We start from the raw sequence: 22,858 nt of genomic DNA, 5'->3' as shown, positions 1-22,858 counted from the left end.
TAGAAATCGTAGTACAAGATATTAAAATCTTTAAATATAATCATGAATATATACCAAAAATATTGGTTTCTTTTTTTCTTATAAGTAGTAAAAACAACGCCTAAAGTCTACCCAAAAATAAAATCTATGCCTTAAATAACGTTCGGTTATGGAAAGTGCCGTATTTTTGCCCGATACTGAAAACAATAATCAATGCTGCCTACTAAGTTACTGCTTGTTGTACCGTGCTATAACGAAGAAGAAATACTGGCCAAAACCCATCATACCCTTCGCGACTATTGCGCTCGTTTGGTAGCCGAAAATCAAATTTCATCAGAAAGTAAAATCTGTTTTGTCAACGACGGAAGCCGAGACCGTACTTGGAAAATCATCGAAGCCATTTGCGAAAAAGACCCTACAAGTATTGGGGTCAAACTATCGCGAAATTTTGGCCATCAGAGTGCTATCCTTGCAGGCTTGATGGAGCATATTTCAGAGTTTGACTGTTTTATCACAATTGATGCCGATTTGCAGGATGATATAGAGGCCATCGGCAAAATGATAGTTCAGCACCAAGAGGGAGCTATGGTGGTGTATGGCGTACGCGACGATCGTAGCAGTGATAGCTGGTTTAAACGCACTACTGCAGAATCATTTTACAAGCTTATGCATTGGATGGGCGTCCCTGTGGTATTCAATCACGCTGATTTTAGGTTGATGGACCGTCGTATTTTGGAAGAGTTTCAGAGTTTCAAAGAAGTAAATTTATTTTTGAGGGGTATCATTCCTTTGATTGGTTTCCGTTCCGAAAAGGTTTTTTATAAACGTTTGGAAAGAGAAGCGGGCGAAACAAAATACCCACTTAGTAAAATGCTGCTTTTCGCTTGGAACGGCATCACCTCTTTCAGTACTTTTCCGATGCGATTGGTGCTGTACTTTGGTGCGTTCAATTTTTTTATCGCTTTATTGATTGCGGGTTATATTGGTTTTTCTTATTTGTTTGGAAGTACCGTCCCCGGCTGGACGTCGATTGTACTACCGATGACTTTTTTTAGTGGAGCCAATATGATCGCATTAGGGCTTATCGGAGAGTATGTGGGTAAGATATATGAAGAAGTAAAAGGCCGCCCACGATATATTATTGAAAAAATAGTCAAAGATCAAATCCATCCTTAAAGCTTGCAATGTCGCGATAAGACAACCCTATTCATTAACTAATCACTGATAACGACTCTGTACTTAAATGTTTAAAACCTTACAAAAACCCATTTTTCAGGACCTTTTCAATGTTGGTTTGTTGGTAGTAGGGCTGCTTCCTTTATTGGTACTGTCGTTGTACAATCATCCTTCACCTATCGACGACTATTGTTATATCGACACGGTATTTAAGTTTGGGTATTTTGAAGCAATGAATGCTTACTATACAGGATGGACGGGTAGGTACTTTGGTATTCTTCTCAACCACTCCAATCCGCTCGTGGTCAAGTGGGCAAGTGGTTTCAAACTTTTGTCTTTTTTATTGATTTTGTGGCAAACATATGTTTTGTACTTACTTGCCAAAGAAATATTTCCAAAATGGTCAAAATTGAGTCTTTGGGGGCTTATAGGAGGACTTACTTTTTTGTATGTATTAAGAATGTCGAGTATTGCAGAGGCGTTTTATTGGATGGCCGCTTTTGTGACTTACACAGTTCCCAATATTCTTACCCTCACTTGGATTGTGGTAATGATACGTTGGTATCAACTCCCTCAAGGCACCCTCAAGACCTTAACAGCGGTACTAGCCAGTTTTTTGGTTTTTGCAGTTATAGGGAGTAGTGAGACCAATCTCACTATCATCATTTTATTAGTGGTAGGCTGGTGGGGATATCAGCTGATTATCAATCGCCGTTGGGATTGGTTTGCTTTTATTCTTATTGGGGTTTGTGTTTTTTCTTGTTATCTTTTTTTTAGTTCTCCGGGCAATCAGCTCCGTATGAGTGGCAATCCCGAAGGCCGTAATATCCCTTTCTCGGCAATTGAGTCTATCAAAAAATTGATAAAGCTAGGTATAGACTGGGTTTTGCGTACACCTTTGCTTGTATTTTCTAGTTTATGGATTGTTTTTTTGAGCAAAACTTTCGGAAATCAATCCTTCAACCGCCTCTTGTCAGTGCCCTTGTGGGTTGTTTTGATTGCTTATTTTGGAATTTTGTTTGTACAAATTTTCCCCTCTTATTATGGAATTGGAATTGAGCCGGCACCTCGCGTGGTCAATTCCATCTACTTTTTTTTCTTGCTAGGGTGGTTTTATATGTTAGCAGTGATGGTACACTATGTGGTGCAAAAAAACTGGCTAAGTGCAAAAAAATGGTATTTCCCACCTTCTATCAAAGCTGTATTGGCGTCATTGATTTTGGTGAGTGCTCTTTTTAGTCCCAACTTACGAATGATATACGGCGATTGGCTCAAGGGGAGAGCGGCAGCTTATGATACCGAACTTAAAGAACGCTATGCTTTTATAGAGCAAAGTGCCACCGATACGGTATATGTAGAGCCACTTCATTCAAAGCCTCTTTCACTTTATTTAGATGATGCCAATCCTAATCCTGATCATCTTTGGAGTAGGTGTATCGGAGGATATTTTGGTAAAAAAGCAGTGGTACTTAAACCCTCCAACGAGTCTAAACCCTAAATCATTCTGTTCACTTAGATATTCATCCATTGAGTTCTAGCAAGCGATATATCATTTTTGCCGTTATTTTAGTCCCTATTGTCGTTTTTTACGGCTTTAGCATTGGCTATTCTATCAATGTCCCGTGGTTTGATGACATCGAAAATATCCCTTACTTTTTAGCCCAATATCTCGATGCACCCTCTTGGTATGGCAAGGCAGCAGCCTTGCTTCGCCCCAACAACGAGCACCGGGTTTTATCCGCTCGGTTGATTGTATATCTACAATATCTCTTTACTAATACCATTAATTTCAGAACCCTAAATTTCATTGGAAATCTCACCGTTTTGGGTATTTTTCTGGTGATTTCGCGGGCTTATCTCAAGCACAAAGGCGTACTCTATGGGCTGATTCCGGCGGCCTTTTTTATATTCAATCTGCAATTTTATAGCATGACCTTCATGACTATCATGTCATTGCAGTATCAGCTTATCATTTTTGAAGTTTTTCTTAGTTTTTATTTACTGACCAAACCCTCCAAAAGTGCGTTTGCGGGTGCTATTCTTGTAGCAATAGTGGGTACTTACAGCATGGGAAACGGGGTCATGGGGTGGCCAGCGGGGACTTTGTTCTTATTGTATCTTGGTCAATGGAACCGTCTCATTGTATGGATTATTACGGGAGTTTTGGCGATTGTGGGTTACTTCTCTGGCTATGCTTTTGTGCAAGGCAATGATGAAGGGTTTATCTATTTCTTTAATCATCCCTTTAAGGTCATTATAGGTTTTTTTGCGTTTACGGGCGGGATTTTGGATTGGTTTCCACGCATTACCTTCGAAAAACGAATGCTTTTACCAGTGATAGGTGGCATCACGATTGTCAGCTTTTTCATTTATTATGTACTAGGAGCCCTCAGTATATCGACGCGTTGGCAACGAATCGTGCCTGCTTTTGCTCGAAAGCATTATGAGCAAAACGGCTATTTTCAGCAACTTTCCTCACCATGGGCCGCATTTTGGGTGAGTTGTTTTGTGTATTTATTTATTAATAGTGCTTTAGTCGTATTTTTTCGTACTCGCTTCGATTATCAGTTAGTACTTTGGGCTACCTATAAAATCTATCCTGGTACTTTGATGGCAATGACGTGTTTATTGAGTTTGCAAATCTTCCGTGGCCGGTGGTATTCTCTACTCCTAGTTATATTTATAGGCAGTTCGCTTGCCTCTTGGGCTTCTTCCTATTGGCATTTTGTGCCGCAAGTAACCCAAGACCGCAAACAACGTCTTGCATTTGCCCTTAACCAACAACGCAACGGTGTGGGCTTGGGAGCCGAAAAAAAGTCAGCTTTTGCGGAGTTTGTAGTCAATACTTTTGAAAGAAGTAAATCTCATGGTTTTTATCAATTTCCTCAGCCGCTTATTTCATCTCAAGAATCTCGGCTTGAAGCGCTATTTCGTGATAGTACTCAACAGACAGGAGTAAACGTAAAGACAGAAATGCTCTCCTACGGTCTTGAGGTATATAACGATTCTTTTGAGTTTGTAAACAGTAAAGAAGAAGGGGTATTTGTGACTTTAACTTCGCCAGCTCATTTTTACGTATTTTCGGCAGAACCCCTCATTCCTCGTTCTCGCACCCAAAAAGGTTTCAGAATCAATTGTCCAAAAGGCGTAATCGAAAATGAGATCTATCGCGTGGGTCTTTGGGTGGTACAAAAAAACGGGAATCAACTTTGGAATACCCAACAATCCGTAACCTTTCCCTGATATTCACTCACTTTTGTCTATTTTTGTTTTTTCAACACAAATCAATCGCTTCACCTTGAATCTCCCTCAAATTTCCATTGTAGCACCTTTATACAACGAGTCAGCTTCGCTTCCACATCTCATAGAAAGACTCAATCGTCTAATGGATAGCTTGTCACTGCGCGTAGAAGTAGTGCTCATTGATGACGGTAGTCGCGACGATACGCCGCTGCAAATGCGCCAAATAGCGCTTACCGATGCGCGTTATCATTGTGTATTTTTATCACGAAATCATGGTCATCAGCTGGCCTTAACAGCAGGCTTGGCGGCAGCAAGAGGCACGGAGGCGTTGTTTATCATTGATGGTGATTTGCAAGACCCGCCCGAATTGCTTGAAGATTTTTATAAAAAACTCCAAGAAGGGTATGACGTCGTATATGCCGTTCGGCGAAAACGTAAAGAAAATTTCATCAAGCGTAGTGGTTATTATTTGTTTTATCGCCTTCTCAAATCTATTTCTTACGTAGATATTCCACTTGATAGTGGGGATTTTGCGCTCATCAGCCGTCGTGTAGCGGATATTATGAATCAAATGCCCGAAGAGAGTCGCTACCTACGAGGTATGCGCTCATGGATAGGTTTTAAGCAAGTGGGGATTGAGTACGAAAGAAGCGAACGCATGGCAGGAGAGTCCAAATATTCATTTAAACAGCTTTTCCGACTGGCTTATAATGGTATTTTTAATTTCAGCGAATTTCCTATCAAATTCATGTCATGGGCAGGAGGTACGGCAATTTGCATTGCATTGATATACTTTGTCACGGTGGTGATTAAAAAATTATTTTTTGAAGATATTATTGAGGGTTTTACCGCTTTATTGTTTGTCATTATCTTGTTTAGTGGCGTACAGCTTATTGCCTTGGGAATTATTGGGGAGTATGTTTTAAGAATCTTTTTTCAAGCCAAAAGTCGTCCTCTATACATCGTAAAAGAAGAAATTATTGAGAAAGAAGTTTTAAGGAAATAACCTCATTACTTTTTTTAGATTCCAAAGAATCATCGGGTATGATATTCGTTTCTGTTCAGTTTTTACTGTTTTTTATTGTCGTAACACTCGCTTATTACAGCCTTCGTTGGAGAAGTCGATGGCTTCTTTTATTGATGGCGAGTTGTTATTTCTACATGGTTTTCAAGCCTATTTATATTCTCATATTACTGCTTACGATTGTCATCGATTACTTTGCGGGAATTTGGATAGCCAATCATACCGGTAGCCGGCGAAAGTTGCTATTGGTACTCAGTATTGTGACCAATGTCGGGATTTTAGCGATTTTCAAATATTTCGATTTCTTTGCCGAAAACTTCAACGCCATTAGTTGGAAAATAGGTCTTGAGTGGAGTCTTCCTATCCTGAAGCATGTTTACACCGATTTTATTTTCCCGATTGGGTTGTCGTTTCACACATTTCAGGCCATGAGCTATACGATTGAAGTATATCGTGGCAATCAGCAGCCTGAGCGGCATTTTGGTATCTATGCGCTGTATGTGATGTTTTATCCACAATTGGTAGCAGGGCCGATTGAGCGTCCTCAAAATGTGCTACATCAGTTTCACGAAAATCATGCTTACGATTGGGAAAACGTAAAAGCAGGCTTAATGCGAATGGCTTTTGGTTTTTTCAAAAAATCGGTAGTGGCCGACCGCCTCGCTCTCATGGCTGACCCTGCCTACTTCGACCCTACTCATCACAATGGCCTGACTCTCTTGGTGGCTACTTTTTTTTATACGTTTCGGATTTATTGCGATTTTTCGGGCTATTCTGATATTGCCCTTGGCTCGGCACAGGTGATGGGATTCAAGCTGATGGAAAACTTCCGAACGCCTTATTTTTCGAGGTCTATTGCCGAGTTTTGGGGAAGATGGCACATTTCTCTTTCTTCTTGGTTTAGGGATTATTTATATATTCCTATGGGCGGAAATCGGGTGCCAGAAGCAAGGGCTTATTTCAACCGATTCACGGTATTTATGGTGAGTGGGCTGTGGCATGGTGCTAGTTGGAACTTTATTATTTGGGGATTTTTACATGGGTTGTACTTAGTAGCGGCTGCTATTCGTGACAAATTCTTCAAACGCTGGAACATCACCCTTCCCCAAACCACTTGGTATGGTTATTTACAAGTCATTCTTACATTTTTGCTTGTCATGTTTACGTGGGTGTTCTTTGCAGTAGGCGACCGCCCCGACCTTACCGTAGGAGAAGAAGTAAGAAGTTCATTTTTGATTCTCAACAAAATCGCTCACTTGTCATTGTCGGATACCCTTCAATCGGCGCTCAATACCACCGAGATGTGGTTTTGTATTTTATTGATTCTATTCTTATTAATAAAAGAACACTACGTATTACACATTCCTACCCGTAAAGACTCTACATTCTGGATGCTGTTCATTGGCCTTACGATTGTCACTTATTTCTTTGGGGTATTTGGTTCCAATCAATTTATTTACTTCCAGTTTTAACGCAACGCTGGCGGCCTTCAGAAGGCCGCCAGCGCTTGGTTACACCAAACAACGCTACCAGCCTTCGAAAGGCTGGCAGCGTTCAGCGTTACTGCAATTGCCCTGCCAAAATGGCAATTCCTTCAGTAAAAGTATGGGGAGCATAACCGAGTATTGTTTGTGATTTATCCAATACGAAGCCCGTACGAGCGGGGCGTTTGGCTGGCTGGGTGAAAGTGGTAGAGTCAGCCTGGGCAATGAGTGATTTGTCGAGCCCGAAATACTCAGCCGTCATGATGGCCATTTCATAAGGGGTCAGTAAATCTTTACCCGAAATATTGAAAACCCCTTCAGCTTCTTGGTCTGCAATCAGGAAGCAGCCCATTGCCAAATCTTCGGCTAAAGTAGGGGTGCGCCACTGATCTGTTACAACTTTGATATTCTTCTTTTCTTCAAGCGATTTTTTTACCCATAAAATAATGTTGGAGCGAGACATATCATACGCAATCCCGTACACAAGCACCGTGCGCGCAATCGCCCACCGAAGTTTGGAATGTTCGACTACTTTTTCGGCAGCATATTTGCTCCAGCCATAAAAACTCAGTGGATTTGCCTCGCCTTCTTCGGTGTAAGGGCCAGATGTACCATCAAAGATAAAATCGGTGGATACATGACAAAGGAATATATTGTGCTGCTGACAAGCCTCTACGATATATTCTACCGCTTTCACATTTTGAGCCCAACAGTTTTCCTTTTCAAACTCGCATTGGTCTACGTTGGTCATAGCAGCACCATGCACTACGACGTCGGGCTTTACCTGTGCCATTACGTCATTTACCTGTTCGCGGTCGGTAATATCCATTGAATAATACGCATATCCTTCGGTGAAAGGGAGGCGATTGGCACCGCGTGCCGTAGCAATACACTGAACATGGGGCTGTTTGAGGAGCAATTCTACCAACTTTTGCCCTAAAAGTCCGTTAGAACCCGTAATAAGAATTTTTTTCATGGTGAATTATTAAAAACTGCCAAGCTCCTCCGAACTTGGCAGTCATATTAGCAAAGACCCACAAAGATAAGTGTTTAATTGATAACCTTCTTACCGAAAATTACGCAAAGTGTAAGTGAAAGTTACCATATAATAACGCTGCAATACTCGAGTTTTGAGGTCTTCGATATAGGTTTCGGTGACGTTACGACTAATACTATTGTTTTGACCTAATACATCAAAAGTGCTTAGTTTCAACTCTCCTGCTTGGTTTTTCAAGAATTTATAACCCACCGCCGCATTCCACAATGTAAAGTTGAGATTGAAATCTTGTCCCAAACCTGTGTAAAAGGTATGGTTGAGGTTGGTATTGACAAAGAAACCTGCTTTGGTCAGCCAGTTGAGTTTGAAGTTACTATTTTGATAATAATAAGTTCCGTTGGAAGCAGGCTGAAGGGTGTTAGTGACGGTATTGTAGTTTCCATTGACCGATAAAGTAAAATCAAGTTGTTCGCTGATATTGCTACTCAACACCAATCCTCCCGTAATAGAGTGAGTATTGGAAGTATTTTGGGCATAATTGATCAACCCAATCGTACGTGTATAGCCCGTTCCTAGATTAAAGTTTAGGTTACTTTTCAACGATTTTACGGGTAATCCATAAGTGATAAACGAACGAATGTTCCAGTTGCCGTTTACGTTTACAGGCTGGCTAAACTGCGAGCCTATTTTCAGCGGAAAACCTGCTACTACCGTATCTTTAGTGGCAATGAAGGTGGTATTGCTGATATTGTTTTGGGTAAACGACCCATTGACATTGATAAAGAAACTCTGTGCTTTTTTGGCGTTTGTCAAACCATACCGAACCGACATATTGTGGTTGTATTCTTGTTTCAAATCAGGATTCCCTGTTTTGAGAAACAATGGATTTGAATTATCCACTACGTTTTGCAATTGGCTGATAGAAGGTGCATTGGTAGAAGTGCGATAAAAAATACGCAGGCTTTTTCCGTCGGTTCCACGATACATCAACATCGCCGAAGGTAAGATATTGTTGAAACTACGCACTGTTTCAAACTTCTGTGGGAAGTTTTGCATTCCACTAAGTTGCGCATTTTGATAATTTAATTCGGCGGTCACCATTGTTTTTTTGATACGCATCCGGTAGCTTCCTCCAATACGATTGGTGATATAAGTATTGTCAAACTCATTAGAAAGTCTCAAATCAGGCGTACTGTATTCGCTGGTACTTTGGTCATAATTATAAGTATTACGACTAGAGTAGTTTTTGGTATAACTAGGCACATAATTCAACTGCAATTGCCCACCGCGACCCACATTTTCGGTCAAGGAAATATTACCCGAAATCGTATAGCCGCTGCCAGAAGTCTCTGTTTTCTGATCTGTAATCTGCAAAGAATCTGACGTCAAACGCCCAAAATAGCGATTGACTGATTCGAGAGATGACTCTCCATTACGGTCATTGGCCGAAGTAGTAAGACCTACCGAAAGCGTGCGGCCAATTTTACCAAAACGGTGTCTCCACAAAATGTTATTATTGAAATTATAGCCTTTGGTATTGGCCTGATTGTCAGTCTGAGTTTGGCTCAAAGGCTGTCCAGCCAAGCTATTAGCGCCAAAAAGGGTATTATAAGAGGTATTGTCTTGGAAACTCAAACGAGGAGTGAAAATGATTGAGTTTTTGGTATTGATAGTATATTCTAAACGGGCATTAAAACGGTGATTGGTGTTGTTGCTAGCCGAAAAATAATCTTCGTTATACAATTGTCCAGTACCTTGGGTGGAGAAAAAAGTACGAGCTAATTGGCTCTCGTTGTTGTTGTTGGCATCATTGAAAAAATAACTTCCCGTTACTTTCCATTTTTTACCCCAATTGTCAGAATAATTGAGACCTATTGCGTGGGTTTTGTTGATACCTCCTTGCTGTCCCGACAAGAAATTTGAGCTAGCATTTCCGCCGCCAAAATTACCGCCGCCGCCGCCACGGTTGCCACCACCACCGCGATTGCCACCGCCGCCACGATTGCCGCCACCACCGCCGCCAGAACCGCCCAAAACGCCTAGTAAATCTTCACTACCAAAGTTTTGCTGGTTGATGTTGTTGGTCATACCGATGAGCGAAATACGCGTGTCTTTCTTGAAGTAATTGGTACTACCGCCCGCCATGTAGCGGCCGTCGGTTCCGTAGCCTGCATATAGTTTCCCAAACTGCCCATTATTTCGGTCAGAGCGCGTGACGATATTGATGGTTTTGGTAGTTTGGCCATCATCAAAACCCGTAAACTGCGCTTGGTCGCTCAAGCGGTCAAATACCTGAATTTTATCAATCACTTCGGCAGGTAGGTTTTTGAGCGCCAATGTGGCATCATCTCCAAAGAACTCGCGTCCGTCTACTGTTACGCGTTGTACATTTTCGCCTTGGGCTTTTACTTGCCCATTTTCGATGGTAATGTTGGGCATTTTTTCAATCAAATCTTGCGCCGAAGCATCGCGATTGGTCTTGAAAGCACTCGCATTATAGATAGTAGTATCTCCTTTTTGCACCACCCGCTCGGCCATGCCCTTCACAATCACATCATTGAGGAGCTGCCCGTCGGCTTTCATTTCAATTTTGCCTAAATCGGGGCTTGTTCGGCGAAGATTTATCTGTTGGTCATGATTGGTATAGCCAATAAACGAAACCATCAAGCGATAGCTGGCTGTCGGAATATTTCTAAAAGTAAAGGCCCCCACGGTGTCGGCGACTGTTCCGAACCGAACGGTGGAGTCGGCACGACTGACCAATAAAACATTGGCGCCAATAAGGGCAGATTGGTCACTGCCATCCACAACGCGGCCTTTTACATCTACGTTTTGGGCTAATAATGAGGTGGTGCTTACAATCACACCGAGGAATAAATAGAGTATGCGTGATATATACATGGTGTATGGTATTTTTCCTTTGAAAAATAAAATAGCAAAAGGTTTAGCCCACATCTACCGAAAAGCGATGAAACAGCCAAGAATACCGACGACCTTGGGAGTATTTACCGATAAAGCTAAATGGACTAAAGCACGGTGCTAACAGAAAATATTATCCTTCTCCACAAACCAATACTATGTATATTTTAGGGAATAAAAGAAGAAAGCGAGGTAGCAATACCTCGTCAAAGGTTTTGTTTTTCGATGGTTTTCACAGCTCGACCCAAACAATGAATCGGGTCGAGCTATTAGTGGTCTGGGTATTTTACTAAGTTGAAATAAGAACTAAGATTGGCCTAACACCTCTTCGCACAGCGATAGATATTTTTCTAAATCGGGCTTGGCTAGGCCTGTTACTTTAGCGGCTTCATCCCACCGCCGCATCTGAATGATTAGCTCAAAATAAGGATTCTGTTCAAACTGTGTAGCCTCTTCTGCTTGCATTGGTCCTCCTTGAAATTCCAAAGTTTTACGGCTTGCTTCCGACAATCCTGCAAAGTATTTTGGATTTTTGTAAGTCAAATACCGCTTGGCATTTACGTGGTTGGCCACCAGCACGCATACTTTTTCGGGAAAGCCTTGGTCACGTAGCCAATCGGCGGCCACTTCCTCGTGGTCTTTGCGACCGTATATAGCCATAAGTTCTTCTTCTTGTGCGGCTGGCATAAGATGCCCAATATCGTGCAAAAACGCCGCTACTTGTACTTCTTTATCGTAGCCTGCTTTACGGGCGAGGTCTGCTCCTTGGGCCGCATGTTCGAGTTGGCTTACATCTTCGCCATAGTATTGCTCATCGCCTTGTGCTTCAAATAAGCGACGTATTTCGTCGAGAGAGGTAGTAGGTGTCATATTATTTACTTTTTTAAAACCGTGGGAATTGCTTCTCCTACGGGGTGTTCACATTTGAAATCTAATCCTAAAAAGTGCGCCAAAGTTTGGGCTATTTGATTTTGAAACAATACTTTTTCGGTTTTTACTTCGCCCAATGCGGGGGTATCAGGCCCCATAGCACCCATCCATATCTGAAAACAATCGGGGGTTTTGGTGCCGTGGTCTTTCCAGCGCGCTTTGGGGGTATGTCCACGACCGTGGTCGGTTGTAAGCACAATAGTAGTTTTGCCTTTATACTGAGGTTGGGATTGGAGGTATTGCCACAAATCTGCGATAAAAGCATCTACCATATGAGCGGTTTGGAGATAGTTATCATATTTCCCGGCGTGAGCATAGTCGTCAGTTTCGTCGAAAGATAAGAAAAATACCTTGGGTTTATTTTTTTGAATATATTCTTTGGCCATATAGTACGTAATGAAATCTTGACGAGTCATCCCCCAAGGGCTGGGCAGTTTTTCTTGGATTTCGTTCAATAATTTTTCTCGCTCGGTAAGGTTCGTACCACTTACGGCTTCATGGCCTGCATTGACGGGGATACCGCTTCTTTTTTCATTGACAATATGCGGAATCACATCCCAAGTAGCATAGCCAGCCACTTTCCCTTTGTACTTGGGTTGTTGATTGATAAATTCCAAAACAGTCGTGTTGGGGTTGTCTTTGCTATCGTTGGAGTTGATTTGGTCATCTACATAGCCACACAATATTTCGCTGTAGCCTGGATAACTAAACCAGTAAGTATTGGAAATATTCATGCGGCTGTCATTCCAGCGATTGCCGTAGAGTTGGCCTTGTTTGGCGATTGTTTCCCAAAAAAAAGGCAACAATTTTTGACGGCGTTCTTGGGGAGTATTAGCCCAAAATTGTTTTTTGAGTTTGGCCGTATCGCTTGTATAAGTCGCATCAAATAAAAGACTAGAGTCAGCTCCCCCAAACACCTCTTGCCATCGCAAGCCGTCGGTGGTGATTAAGATGATATTTTCGGTTTGGCGTTGGGTATAAGCTACTGTAAACACCCAAAAGAAAGAAATACTTAATAACACTTTTTTCATAAGCATACAGGAGGGTTTTAGAGAGAGTTGGGTTTAAGAAATTAAGTACTAAAGCACGGTTGTTCGTTATCCGTTAACCGTAAGTGATTGCTAAACAACACATTACACGCCTTCTTCAAAAATAGAATAAAGTGGGAGAGAAATCTACTCCCACTTTTATCTTCAATTTTAAACCTATGTGAAAATACTACTTTAAAATCCATAGTTCATCATTGACAGATTCACTTGCTTTGCCAAACTGCGATTGGACAGAAACTTTATAATTGGTTTCGTTGTAAATCCGCTCAGAGTTGGGATACAACCACCGACGCGGGATGACGCCCGAATTTCCCGTACCAGGCCCACCTTTGGCAAAATTGGCAGGGTAGCCTGTGCGGCGCCAGTTGTAAAAAGCTTCCATGCCAGAGTTCATAAAGAAGCCCAAGTACTTTTGAGTAAGGATTTGTTCCAGACCTTTGGCGTTGTTACCGGCATATTTAACAGCTGCTTGCGCATAAAAATCAGCCCAATTGAACTTCACTGTATAGCTTGCCGAAGAGGCATTGGCGCCATTACGGGTTTCGAGTACTACGGTATTGTCACCATTTTTGATGTCAAAGAAACCTTGCGAAGCCTGAATGCCTTTCACATACCACTCTTCGGCCGTACCAGCTGCCCAACCACGGTTGAGGGCTTCGGCGATATTGAAGCACATTTCGATGTAGCCAATTTGAATCGTATTTTCGGGGGTATAGTTGCGATAATAACGATTGCGATTGATAAACGAATATTGACCATTTAGCGCTTTCGTTGACATATCGTCTAAGCTTTCGGCGGGGCTAGCTCCTACAAAAGCCGCAAAATCTGTTTGCGCGAGGCCCTTTTTGATTTGGGCTTCGGCGGGCTCGGCTATATAAAAAATGCGCGGGTCTTGGATACTTTTCAGAATGTCGATATTGGTAGAGGACATCTGCTGACGAGTGGCGTCAAAACCAAAGTTGTCGGGATTGAGAGGATATTTGTTATAAGTATTGTTGTACTTATAAGCCAAATTATCGCTCATACTTGCCATGATTGGAAACTTGGTGGGGTTGTTGAGCACTTCCGCAAAACGCGTCTTGATATTGAGATCGGCATCGCTTTCTTTTTTACTTAACGACACCAATACCCGAAGTTTAAACGTATTCACGACTTTTTGCCATTGGCGGAGGTTGTTGCCAAGATAGATGTCTCCCTGAAAAAACACATCTCCTGAGGCAATCAATTTGCCCATATCGTCGTTAGCTTCGTCGAGCCACTTGAGCGATTGGAGATATACCTCTTTTTGCGAATTGTATTTAGGAGTCATATTTTCGGTGCCTTTGAGGGCGTCGTTCATAGGAAGATCACCGAGGCGTTGGGTCATCCATACAAAGAAATACGCCTTGAAAAACTTACCCAAAGCCGAATAAGGATTCAGGTCTTTTCCAGTCACTTTCTTGGCTTCTTCTTCCATCTTGATTACATTTTTGAGCGCATCAAAGTAAGTACCTGAGGTAGTCCAGTCGTATTCGTTGTTGCCGTAATAGTTGTAATTAATGGTATAAAATTGATTCCAGCGGGTTTCTTTACCCCAAGGACGCTCATTGAAACTATTCTGAACAGCATTCAGTACCAAGTTTGGGGGAGAACTTACGGGTACGTTGGGGTTTACTTCGAGTTCTTGGAAACTTTGGCAACTGCTCAATAACAGTACTAGCCCAAAGACAAAAACGGTATATATGTTTTTATTTTTCATTGTCTTAAAGTGTTTTGTCATTTTGAAAAAAACATTCACAAGAAGCGACGCTTAGAAGGTGAAGTTGATATTGATACCATAACGACGCAACGTAGGTGTTTGTAGTGACGAAGAGCGGTTGCTATAGTTGACAAATTGCTCCACATCAAGGTCTTTTGAATGAGCAAAGTACAGCAAATTACGACCTACCAAAGAAATAGTGGCTTGGCGGATGTTTTTACCCAAAAGCCCTGCTGGTAATGAGTATCCCACCTGAACTTCTCTGAGTTTTACAAAGGTACGGTTCATGATATTTCCTTCCGTCGAGTTGTAATAGCGGCTAATCCAGTCTTGGAGATAAGTAGCATAGGTAGTCGACATAGGGGTGAATTTCAATTCGCCATAGTTTAAAATTTTGCCATCTGGGTCGTAGCTAATCGTGCCACCTGTCAATACTACGCCTGGGCCTACCCAAGTCTTACGGCCTTCGGTGTCGGCCAAACGAGCCACGCCCATATCTCCTTGAACGGTGGCAATATGACGCCCACCACGGAAGGTTTGTTTTTGGATATAATTTTCGATGACACCCCCGATACGTCCGTCAAACTGGAAGCTAAAATTGAAGTTTTTGTAGCTGAATTTGTTTTGGAAGCCAAACGTCCAATCAGGATTGGTATAACCTAAAAACTGTGAAACGGGATTGTAGATAGGACGCCCACTCGCATCGTTTACAATCTGCCCATCTTGCGTACGCACAAAAGCCGTTCCATAATAAGCATCTAGGCGGTCACCGATTTTATAGAATTGGTTCAAGCGGGTTTGGTTGCCATAAATCTCCCGCAGCGTTTCTTGCCAAGTAGACCAGTTGGCGAGCACATCCCAGTTAAATCCATTGGCATTTTTGATGACGTTGCCACTAACAGCTATCTCCAATCCTTTGCGCTGAGACTTGATACCGTTGGTGGTCAAACTTCCATAACCCGTAGATTCGGGTAGCGTCAATCCAAAAATACGAGGACCGTCTAAGTAGCTAAAATAAGTCACGTCTAATCCAAGACGGTTGTTCAAAAACTTCATTTCCACACCCCCTTCGTAGTTGGTACGGCTCGAAGGCTGGATGTTGGGATCAATCAAGCTGCTAGAATAGTAAGCGGCGGCTTCGTTGTTGTAAGGACGCGAAATGTTATAAGCCACTGTAGTTCCGTAACTTGGCCCGTCATACGAAGAGTTGTAATTGGCACCATAATAAACAGGAGCACCCGGCGGAACCCCAATATTAGCTTGGGTAAATGCCTCTTTTACCCGTGCAAACGACGCCCGCACTTTCAAAAAAGTAATCGCGTCTGGTAGTTTTACATAATCTGAGATAACGCTAGTCACTCCCACTGATGGATAAAATCCGACATTACGACCAGAAGGAAGCGTAGAAGTTTTGTCCCAACGGCCTGTCAGTGAAATATTGGCATATTTACTAAGAGACAAGTCGGCAGCATAGTAGCCACTCATCACGCGCATGTAAGACTGGAAATTGTAGGCTTGTACAGGATTGCGAGAGTTGGAAAAACTATAGACGCCAGGCACGTTGAGATAATCGGTAGAGGCGAAGTTGGAGGTGTATCTAAAAAGACGCATACTTCCCCCTACCGAAGCTTTCAACGTAATGTTTTTAACGATTTCTTTATCAAAATTTATCAAAAGGTCGGTATTGTTTTCCCACAAATTACGACGGTCTTCGCGGTAATCGCCACGCGCTTCTTCACGTCCGTAAGAAGTAGCGGAATAAGGCATTTTTTCGGTGCGAAGGATGTCGTAAGTAGTGACTTGAGTACGCAACTGAGCATTCAAGAAATCGTTGATTTTGTATTTACCCAAAGCGTACGCATAAATATCGTTTTTGTAATGTCCACGCAACCACTCTTTTACCACAAACCAGGGGTTGTTGTAGCGTTGATACTCCGCATAGATTTGCTGGATTCCTTCCTTACCAGGCTGCCATAGTTGTTTCATATCATCTACATTCCAGTCGGCGCCTCCCCAGATGATAGAGTTGTAGATAAGGGAGTTGGGACCATAATCTACATCAGGGATATTGGGAGTATATTGACGGCTATAGTTGACCGTACTCTCAAAACGCAGTTTATTGGAAAAATTATAGCCCAAAGAAGTGTTGAGGTTGGTGATATTGAGCTGAGTATTAGGAATTACGCCGCGTTGGTATTGGTGCGAAAGCGACACCCGAATATCCGCTTTGTCATTGCTTGCTGCTACCGACACGTTGTTGTTTGACAATATCCCTGTTTGGATAAATCGAGTCAAATTATCTTTACCTCTTGGCAGCCAAGGAGTAGGAATTCTTTTGCCGGTGGCAGGGTCGATAGGACTGTCATACTGAGGCAAAAGACGACCATCCAATGGAGGCCCCCAGATGTCGTAATCTCCGTCGTTTACTCCACCACCACGGCCATCCACAAACGCATATTTGCCGTGGTCGCCGGGGCCGTATTGGTCTTGTACCTTGGGAATAGCAATAAATCCTTTATCAAACATGGTAGATGAATTGACATCTACTGAGAAGCCTCTTTTGTCTTTAGAACCTTTTTTGGTCGTAATCATGATGACCCCATTTTGAGCACGGAAGCCATACAAAGCCGTACCAGAAGGCCCTTTCAAAACGTCCATTGATTCGATATCATCAGGGCTGATATTCCAAGTATCGGAGTTGATAGGAATCCCGTCTACTACGTACAAGGGTGCTCCCCCACGGAGGGATACCTGAGGTGCGCGCAGAAGCTCCGCACTTGCCCCTACGTTTAAGCCTGCTACTTTACCCACAAGCGAGTTGATAGGGTTGGGTTCGCGGGCTTTGATAAGGTCAGAACCTTTGACACTTTGAGTAGCAAAGGCCAATGTTTTCTTTTCTTTCTGAATCCCAAGTGCGGTTACTACTACTTCTTGAAGTTGCTTGAGGTCTTGGCTCATTTTCAAATCAATCGTAGTGCGATTGCCCACCGCCACTTCTTGGGCACTATACCCAACAAACGAAAAAACCAAAGTAGCCGAAGAAGAGGTATTAATACGGTATTTGCCGTTGGCATCGGTATTGGTACCCTGATTAGTACCTTTCACCACAATACTTACTCCCGGTAGAGGGGTATTGTTGTCGGCATCTGTAATTGTCCCTTGCAGCGTTACTTCTTGTGCAAGTATAGTAGTGCTCAATAAAAATGCCAATAGAAATACTGACACCCAAGGATTCCTCCAGCGTTTTTGAGGTAAAAAAGAATGCATAACTTTGATTGGTTTACGTGGAAAATGAAGAACATAGACATACTAAACTCAATGCAAATTAAGTTTAGTGAAATTAATAAATAGTTAACTAATAGTGAAGTAATTATTAATATTTTTTTTAATATAACTAAACACTTCTCAACGCATTAAAAATCACCCAAAACCGCTTTTAGGTTTATAAATTTTGCAACAAAAAGTATATTTTAGCTAAACTTTAATTTGAAGTTTGTTAACTTTGCCTTTGAAAAATATTACCATTGTATCATTCTAAAGTTGAAATAAACCATATGCAGCAGCAACCAATTGAGCTAGTGGTCTTTGATATGGCGGGTACCACCGTTACAGACCAACACGAGGTAGAGGCTTGTTTTGCCAAAGCAGCTAAGATGTCGGGATTGAAAGCCTCTGATGAAGAAATCTTAGCCGCCCAAGGCTTGGCTAAAAGATTTGTTTTTGAAATGTTTTGGACCCAAAACCTTGGCGAAGGTCATCCAGATATTCAGACCAAAGTCGATGAATCGTATGCTATTTTTAAAGAAGTACTAGAAGAGCATTATCGCACACAACCCGTTTTTCCAACAAAAGGATGCCTTGAGCTGTTTGATTACCTTAAAAATCAAGGCATTAAAGTCGCTTTGACAACAGGGTTTTACAGAGTTGTAACTGATATTATTTTGGAAAAGCTAGGCTGGCTTGAAGGACTCGACGAAAACCGAGTAGGCACCAACGCTACCATCATCCAAGCTTCTATTGCCAGCGATGAAGTAGAAAAAGGCCGCCCCGCTCCCCTGATGATTCAGAAAGCGATGCGTCTACTAGGTGTTACAGACACCAAGCGAGTTATCAACATCGGCGATACCCCTTCTGATTTGCAATCTGGTGCTGCCGCAGGAGTATACCTAAATTTAGGGGTCATCAATGGCACTCATACCATGGAGCAACTTGTGTCTCATCCCCACGATGCCTTGCTTGGGTCAGTGGATGAGATCATCAATATTTTAGAAGATGCCAAAGTAAAAATTTAACCTAGATTTTTGTTACAAGAATAGGCATTCAGATTTAGTATTTATACACATGAAAACACATTTTGACTTGATTGTGGTAGGAGGGGGTATTATGGGGACTTTTCACGCCTATCATGCCGCCAAACGCAACAAATCAGTATTGCTTCTTGAAAAAGACAACTTCCCTGTAGGAGCTACAGTTCGCAATTTTGGGCAAGTAGTACCTTCCGGCCTTGCCGGACGATGGTTTACGTATGGCAAACGAAGCTTGGAGCTGTATCATGATTTACAATCAAAAACTGATTTGACCATTCGGAAAAACGGCTCAGTCTATATTGCCTCTGATGCCGACGAGTGGCAGGTTGCCAACGAGCTGTATGATTATTATGTAGGAATAGGCTATCCGTGTGAGCTATTGAGTCGAGAAGCTTGCCTTGCCCAATACCCTTATTTGAGAAATGAATATCCCGTAGGGGCGATTTTTTTTCCTGAGGAAGTAACCGTCGATTCGCCTCTTCTAATGCAGCGATTTTTGGCGTATTGTGCTACACAAACGGGGGTAACTTATCTTAACAACGCTACCGTTACCAATTGTGAAAGCACCAATGGAAAAGCACAGGTCACTTTGACAAATCGTAAACAATTTGAAGCCGAACAGGTGCTGATTTGCAATGGTCACGAATTTCGGATGTTGTATCCTGATTTGTTTGCGCAAAGTGGATTGGTGGTAAGCAAACTCCAAATGCTCCAAACCATCCCTTTTCCAGCAATAGCAATGAAGGGCAATATTCTTACGGGACTTACCATCAGACGCTACGAGTCGTTTCAGCAATGTCCTTCTTATGCAAGTCTTACGACGCCACCGCATTTGGAAGAACTCAAAAAATGGGGTATTCATATCCTATTTAAGCAGGCTTTGGATGGCTCAATTGTGGTGGGAGATTCGCACGAATATGCAGGTGCCCAAAACGTGGACGATTTGGGCTATCATCTGAGCGATTATATCAATCAATTGATGATTGAGGAAGCCAAGCGAATCGTGAGTTTTCCAGTAGAAAAAATCCAGACAAGTTGGGCGGGCTTTTATAGCCAAACCACCGACGAAATATACGAACATCAGATAGATGACCACATCCGAATCATCACCGGGATTGGGGGCAAAGGCATGACCTCAAGTGGAGGCTATTCTGAAGAAACCATTGCGTCTATCTTCTAAACAAAGGAGGCTGCCTTTGTAGGACAGCCTCTTTTTTAAAATTTCATCAAAAACCTACGCCAAATAACTACTGATACTCATCACATCCGCAAATACCCCTGAGGCAGTCACTTCTGCTCCTGCGCCAGGGCCTTTGACTACAAGCGGACGAGTATTGTAACGCTCAGTAGTAAACGAAACGATATTGTCAGCTCCTGAAAGCGAATAAAACGGATGCTCTCCGTCTACCGTTTTAAGCTCTAGCGTAGCGCGGCCATTTTCGAGCGTAGCGATATACCGCAGCTTCTCTCCTTTTTCGGTAGCCGCTTGTAGCAGTTCCGCAAAGTAGGCATCCGAGTTTTCCAATTCTACAAAGAAGTCATCAACGGTAGGAGCTTGAAGGCAATTGTCAGGTAAAATAGGGTCAATTTGGATATCGCTCATTTCAAGGCCTACGCCCGTTTCACGGGCCAAAATCAAGATTTTACGAGCTACATCAAGACCACTCAAATCGTCGCGAGGATCGGGTTCTGTATAGCCTTTGGCTTTAGCTTCCCGCACAATATCCACAAAGCGAGTTCCGGGTACAAAACTATTGAAGATAAAGGACAAAGTTCCTGATAAAATCGCTTCTATTTTCACGAATTTATCCCCACTCGCCATTAATCCCTGAATGGTATTGATGATTGGCAAGCCCGCACCCACGTTGGTCTCGTACAAAAACTTCACTCCTTTCCTAACCGCCGTTTGTTGTAGACGTAAATACTCCGAATAAGCACTTGAGTTAGCCACTTTGTTGGGCGTCACTACTGATACACTTGCGTCAAGCAAGGGATGATAATATTGGATAATATCTTTGTCGGACGTACAATCGATGAAAACGCTGTTGGGCAAGTTGAATTCGCGAATGCGCTGCACAAATGCGGGCAAACTCGTCATTTTGCCATTTTCGTCTAATTCATCTTTCCAGTTGTTAAGGCTAATACCTTCGGGATTGAGCCACATTTTTTTGCTACGAGCTAGTCCTACTACGTTGATTTTTAGCAGCTTTTCTTTAGCCAAATAATCTGACTGCGCCGCCAATTGCTTCATAAACGTACTTCCAATCAAGCCCGTACCTACAATAAACAAATTGAGGTTTCTGACTTCTGACTGAAAAAACACGCCATGAATCGCATTGAGTGCTTTGGAAAGGTCATTTTTTTGAATCACCACCGATATATTCAATTCCGAAGAGCCCTGAGCGGTAGCTACTACATTGATACCATTTTTGCCCAAAGCCGTAAACAATTTACCCGAAATACCCGTATTTCGGCGCATTCCCTCTCCTACTATGGCAATGATTGATACATTTTTCTGAATCTGAATGCCATCACGGTCGATATCCCCAGCACTGATTTCGGGGGCGAATGTCTGCTCCAATACTTCTTTGGCTCTATCAGAATTTCGGGGGTCGATAGCAAAGCAAATCGAATGCTCTGACGATGCCTGTGAAATCAAAATAACGCTGATTCGGTGTCTCGACAAAGCCGTGAACAACCGAGCCGATACCCCTGCCACCCCAATCAAACCACTTCCTTGGACATTGACCAAAGCAATGTCGTCAATGGAGCTAATGCCCGTAATCGCGTAAGGAGAATCATACGGGATAGTATGCACAGTAGTACCTTCAGAGGATACATTGAAGGTATTGAGTACTTTAATAGGTATATTTTTGACAAAAGCAGGCTGTAAACTTGGCGGATAAATCACCTTGGCCCCAAAGTGACTTAATTCCATTGCTTCTGCATATGTGATAGTCGGAATCGTAAAGGCAGTAGATACTTTGCGTGGGTCGGCTGTCATCATTCCGTCTACGTCAGTCCATATTTCAATCACTTCAGCATCCAAGGCCGCCCCAAAAATCGACCCTGTATAATCAGAACCACCACGACCAAGGGTCGTAGTGATGCCTTCGGCGGTAGAACCAATAAACCCCGTAATGCACTGAAGAGCTTCTCTTTCTTCAAAATGAGCTTTGATTTGGGCATTGGTAATTTCAAAATCCACTTCTGCATAGCCAAAGTGGTCATCTGTACGAATAAGCTTACGAGCATCACAAAACTCGGCCTTCAAACTTTTTGCTTTGACTGCTTCGGTAATGACGGTGGTAGAAAGTCGCTCTCCAAACGACATTAGCAGGTCGAGTGTACGCGCCGAAAGCTCCCGAATGAGCGAAATCCCGCGTAGCAAATCCTCTAGTTCGTTGACCAATCCGCGCACTTTGGCGATGGCACTTGATTGATTTTTGATGTCAATCAACCCTCTCACGGCCCCAAAATGACGCTCCTCCAATGTCCTACACATATCCAAATAATCAGGATTGCCTTGGGCCGCCATTTTTCCGATTTCAATCAGCTGATTGGTGACGCCACCCATAGCCGAATACACAACTGCTATTTTTTCACCTTGGGCAATGTTGTTTTCAAGAATCTTAATAAGCTGCTTTATACTTTCTACAGTACCACATGAAGTACCGCCAAACTTAAGAACTTTCATTGACAGTCAATCGTTTATAATGCCTCGAAAGCGCCTTCTTCTGAGTCTCTATCCTTTGAGATTTCAAAGTTATAGCGCTATGCTTTGTTTTGTTTGGCTGCAAATATAGTTGGGTGACGCATAATTTGTTGTGTTTGTGAGAAACAATACCTATTTAATACAAATATCATCCCCAAAACCATCCACTTATCCAGTCTTACATCCATTAGCTTAGAATCGATTGGATGTAGTGTGTATTGCCTAGTACCTTTATCACATCAATTCAAAAACAGCCATAAAACAACAGCCTTTTTGCTAGTAATAAAATTTAAAAAT

14 protein-coding genes are annotated in these 22,858 nt (G+C 42.5%); 7 read left to right on the top strand and 7 right to left on the bottom strand.

What is annotated here, in order from left to right:
• Positions 1–192 precede the first annotated feature (192 nt).
• From P1X15_RS06420 to P1X15_RS06400, 5 genes are all read left to right on the top strand, one after another.
• Entirely contained in the window at positions 193–1,155 is a 963-nt protein-coding gene (locus P1X15_RS06420) for a glycosyltransferase family 2 protein (RefSeq protein WP_277337321.1), read from the top strand.
• A 67-nt stretch (positions 1,156–1,222) separates the two neighbouring features.
• Positions 1,223–2,653, top strand: coding sequence for a hypothetical protein (locus tag P1X15_RS06415; RefSeq protein ID WP_277337320.1), 1,431 nt, complete (start codon positions 1,223–1,225; stop codon positions 2,651–2,653).
• A 29-nt stretch (positions 2,654–2,682) separates the two neighbouring features.
• A complete protein-coding gene (locus P1X15_RS06410; RefSeq protein ID WP_277337319.1) occupies positions 2,683–4,398 on the top strand; it encodes a hypothetical protein in 1,716 nt (571 codons plus the stop codon).
• A 55-nt stretch (positions 4,399–4,453) separates the two neighbouring features.
• Positions 4,454–5,404 (top strand): glycosyltransferase family 2 protein, encoded by a 951-nt coding sequence (locus P1X15_RS06405; RefSeq protein ID WP_277337318.1) that lies wholly within the window; start codon positions 4,454–4,456, stop codon positions 5,402–5,404.
• Between the two features lie 38 nt (positions 5,405–5,442).
• On the top strand, positions 5,443–6,894 hold the full coding sequence (locus tag P1X15_RS06400) for an MBOAT family protein (protein ID WP_277337317.1): 1,452 nt from the start codon (positions 5,443–5,445) through the stop codon (positions 6,892–6,894).
• An 88-nt stretch (positions 6,895–6,982) separates the two neighbouring features.
• On the opposite strand, the gene P1X15_RS06395 is transcribed toward P1X15_RS06400, so the two are convergent.
• The 6 genes from P1X15_RS06395 to P1X15_RS06370 form a co-directional block, all read right to left on the bottom strand.
• Positions 6,983–7,882: an NAD(P)-dependent oxidoreductase gene (locus tag P1X15_RS06395; RefSeq protein WP_277337316.1), complete on the bottom strand. Its 900-nt coding sequence runs from the start codon at positions 7,880–7,882 to the stop codon at positions 6,983–6,985.
• Between the two features lie 90 nt (positions 7,883–7,972).
• Positions 7,973–10,804, bottom strand: coding sequence for a TonB-dependent receptor domain-containing protein (locus tag P1X15_RS06390; RefSeq protein WP_277337315.1), 2,832 nt, complete (start codon positions 10,802–10,804; stop codon positions 7,973–7,975).
• A 324-nt stretch (positions 10,805–11,128) separates the two neighbouring features.
• A complete protein-coding gene (locus P1X15_RS06385) occupies positions 11,129–11,692 on the bottom strand; it encodes a phosphonate degradation HD-domain oxygenase (protein WP_277337314.1) in 564 nt (187 codons plus the stop codon).
• 5 nt (positions 11,693–11,697) lie between these two features.
• Positions 11,698–12,783: an alkaline phosphatase family protein gene (locus tag P1X15_RS06380; RefSeq protein WP_277337313.1), complete on the bottom strand. Its 1,086-nt coding sequence runs from the start codon at positions 12,781–12,783 to the stop codon at positions 11,698–11,700.
• Between the two features lie 187 nt (positions 12,784–12,970).
• The gene (locus tag P1X15_RS06375) at positions 12,971–14,539 is read right to left on the bottom strand and encodes a SusD/RagB family nutrient-binding outer membrane lipoprotein (RefSeq protein ID WP_277337312.1); all 1,569 of its coding nucleotides are present in this window, start codon (positions 14,537–14,539) and stop codon (positions 12,971–12,973) included.
• A 51-nt stretch (positions 14,540–14,590) separates the two neighbouring features.
• On the bottom strand, positions 14,591–17,806 hold the full coding sequence (locus P1X15_RS06370) for a SusC/RagA family TonB-linked outer membrane protein (protein ID WP_277337311.1): 3,216 nt from the start codon (positions 17,804–17,806) through the stop codon (positions 14,591–14,593).
• A 287-nt stretch (positions 17,807–18,093) separates the two neighbouring features.
• On the opposite strand from P1X15_RS06370, the gene P1X15_RS06365 reads away from it, so the two are divergent.
• Both P1X15_RS06365 and P1X15_RS06360 read left to right on the top strand, forming a co-directional pair.
• Entirely contained in the window at positions 18,094–18,831 is a 738-nt protein-coding gene (locus P1X15_RS06365; protein ID WP_277337310.1) for an HAD family hydrolase, read from the top strand.
• A 49-nt stretch (positions 18,832–18,880) separates the two neighbouring features.
• Positions 18,881–20,026, top strand: coding sequence for a TIGR03364 family FAD-dependent oxidoreductase (locus P1X15_RS06360; RefSeq protein WP_277337309.1), 1,146 nt, complete (start codon positions 18,881–18,883; stop codon positions 20,024–20,026).
• A gap of 54 nt (positions 20,027–20,080) precedes the next feature.
• Here the strand turns inward: P1X15_RS06360 and thrA are convergent, their stop codons facing one another.
• The gene (thrA, locus tag P1X15_RS06355; protein ID WP_277337308.1) at positions 20,081–22,543 is read right to left on the bottom strand and encodes a bifunctional aspartate kinase/homoserine dehydrogenase I; all 2,463 of its coding nucleotides are present in this window, start codon (positions 22,541–22,543) and stop codon (positions 20,081–20,083) included.
• Positions 22,544–22,858: the final 315 nt, after the last annotated feature.

The sequence above is a fragment of the Runella sp. MFBS21 genome (assembly GCF_029433105.1).
Lineage (GTDB): Bacteria > Bacteroidota > Bacteroidia > Cytophagales > Spirosomataceae > Runella.
This window is presented reverse-complemented; position numbering and strand designations above follow the sequence as displayed.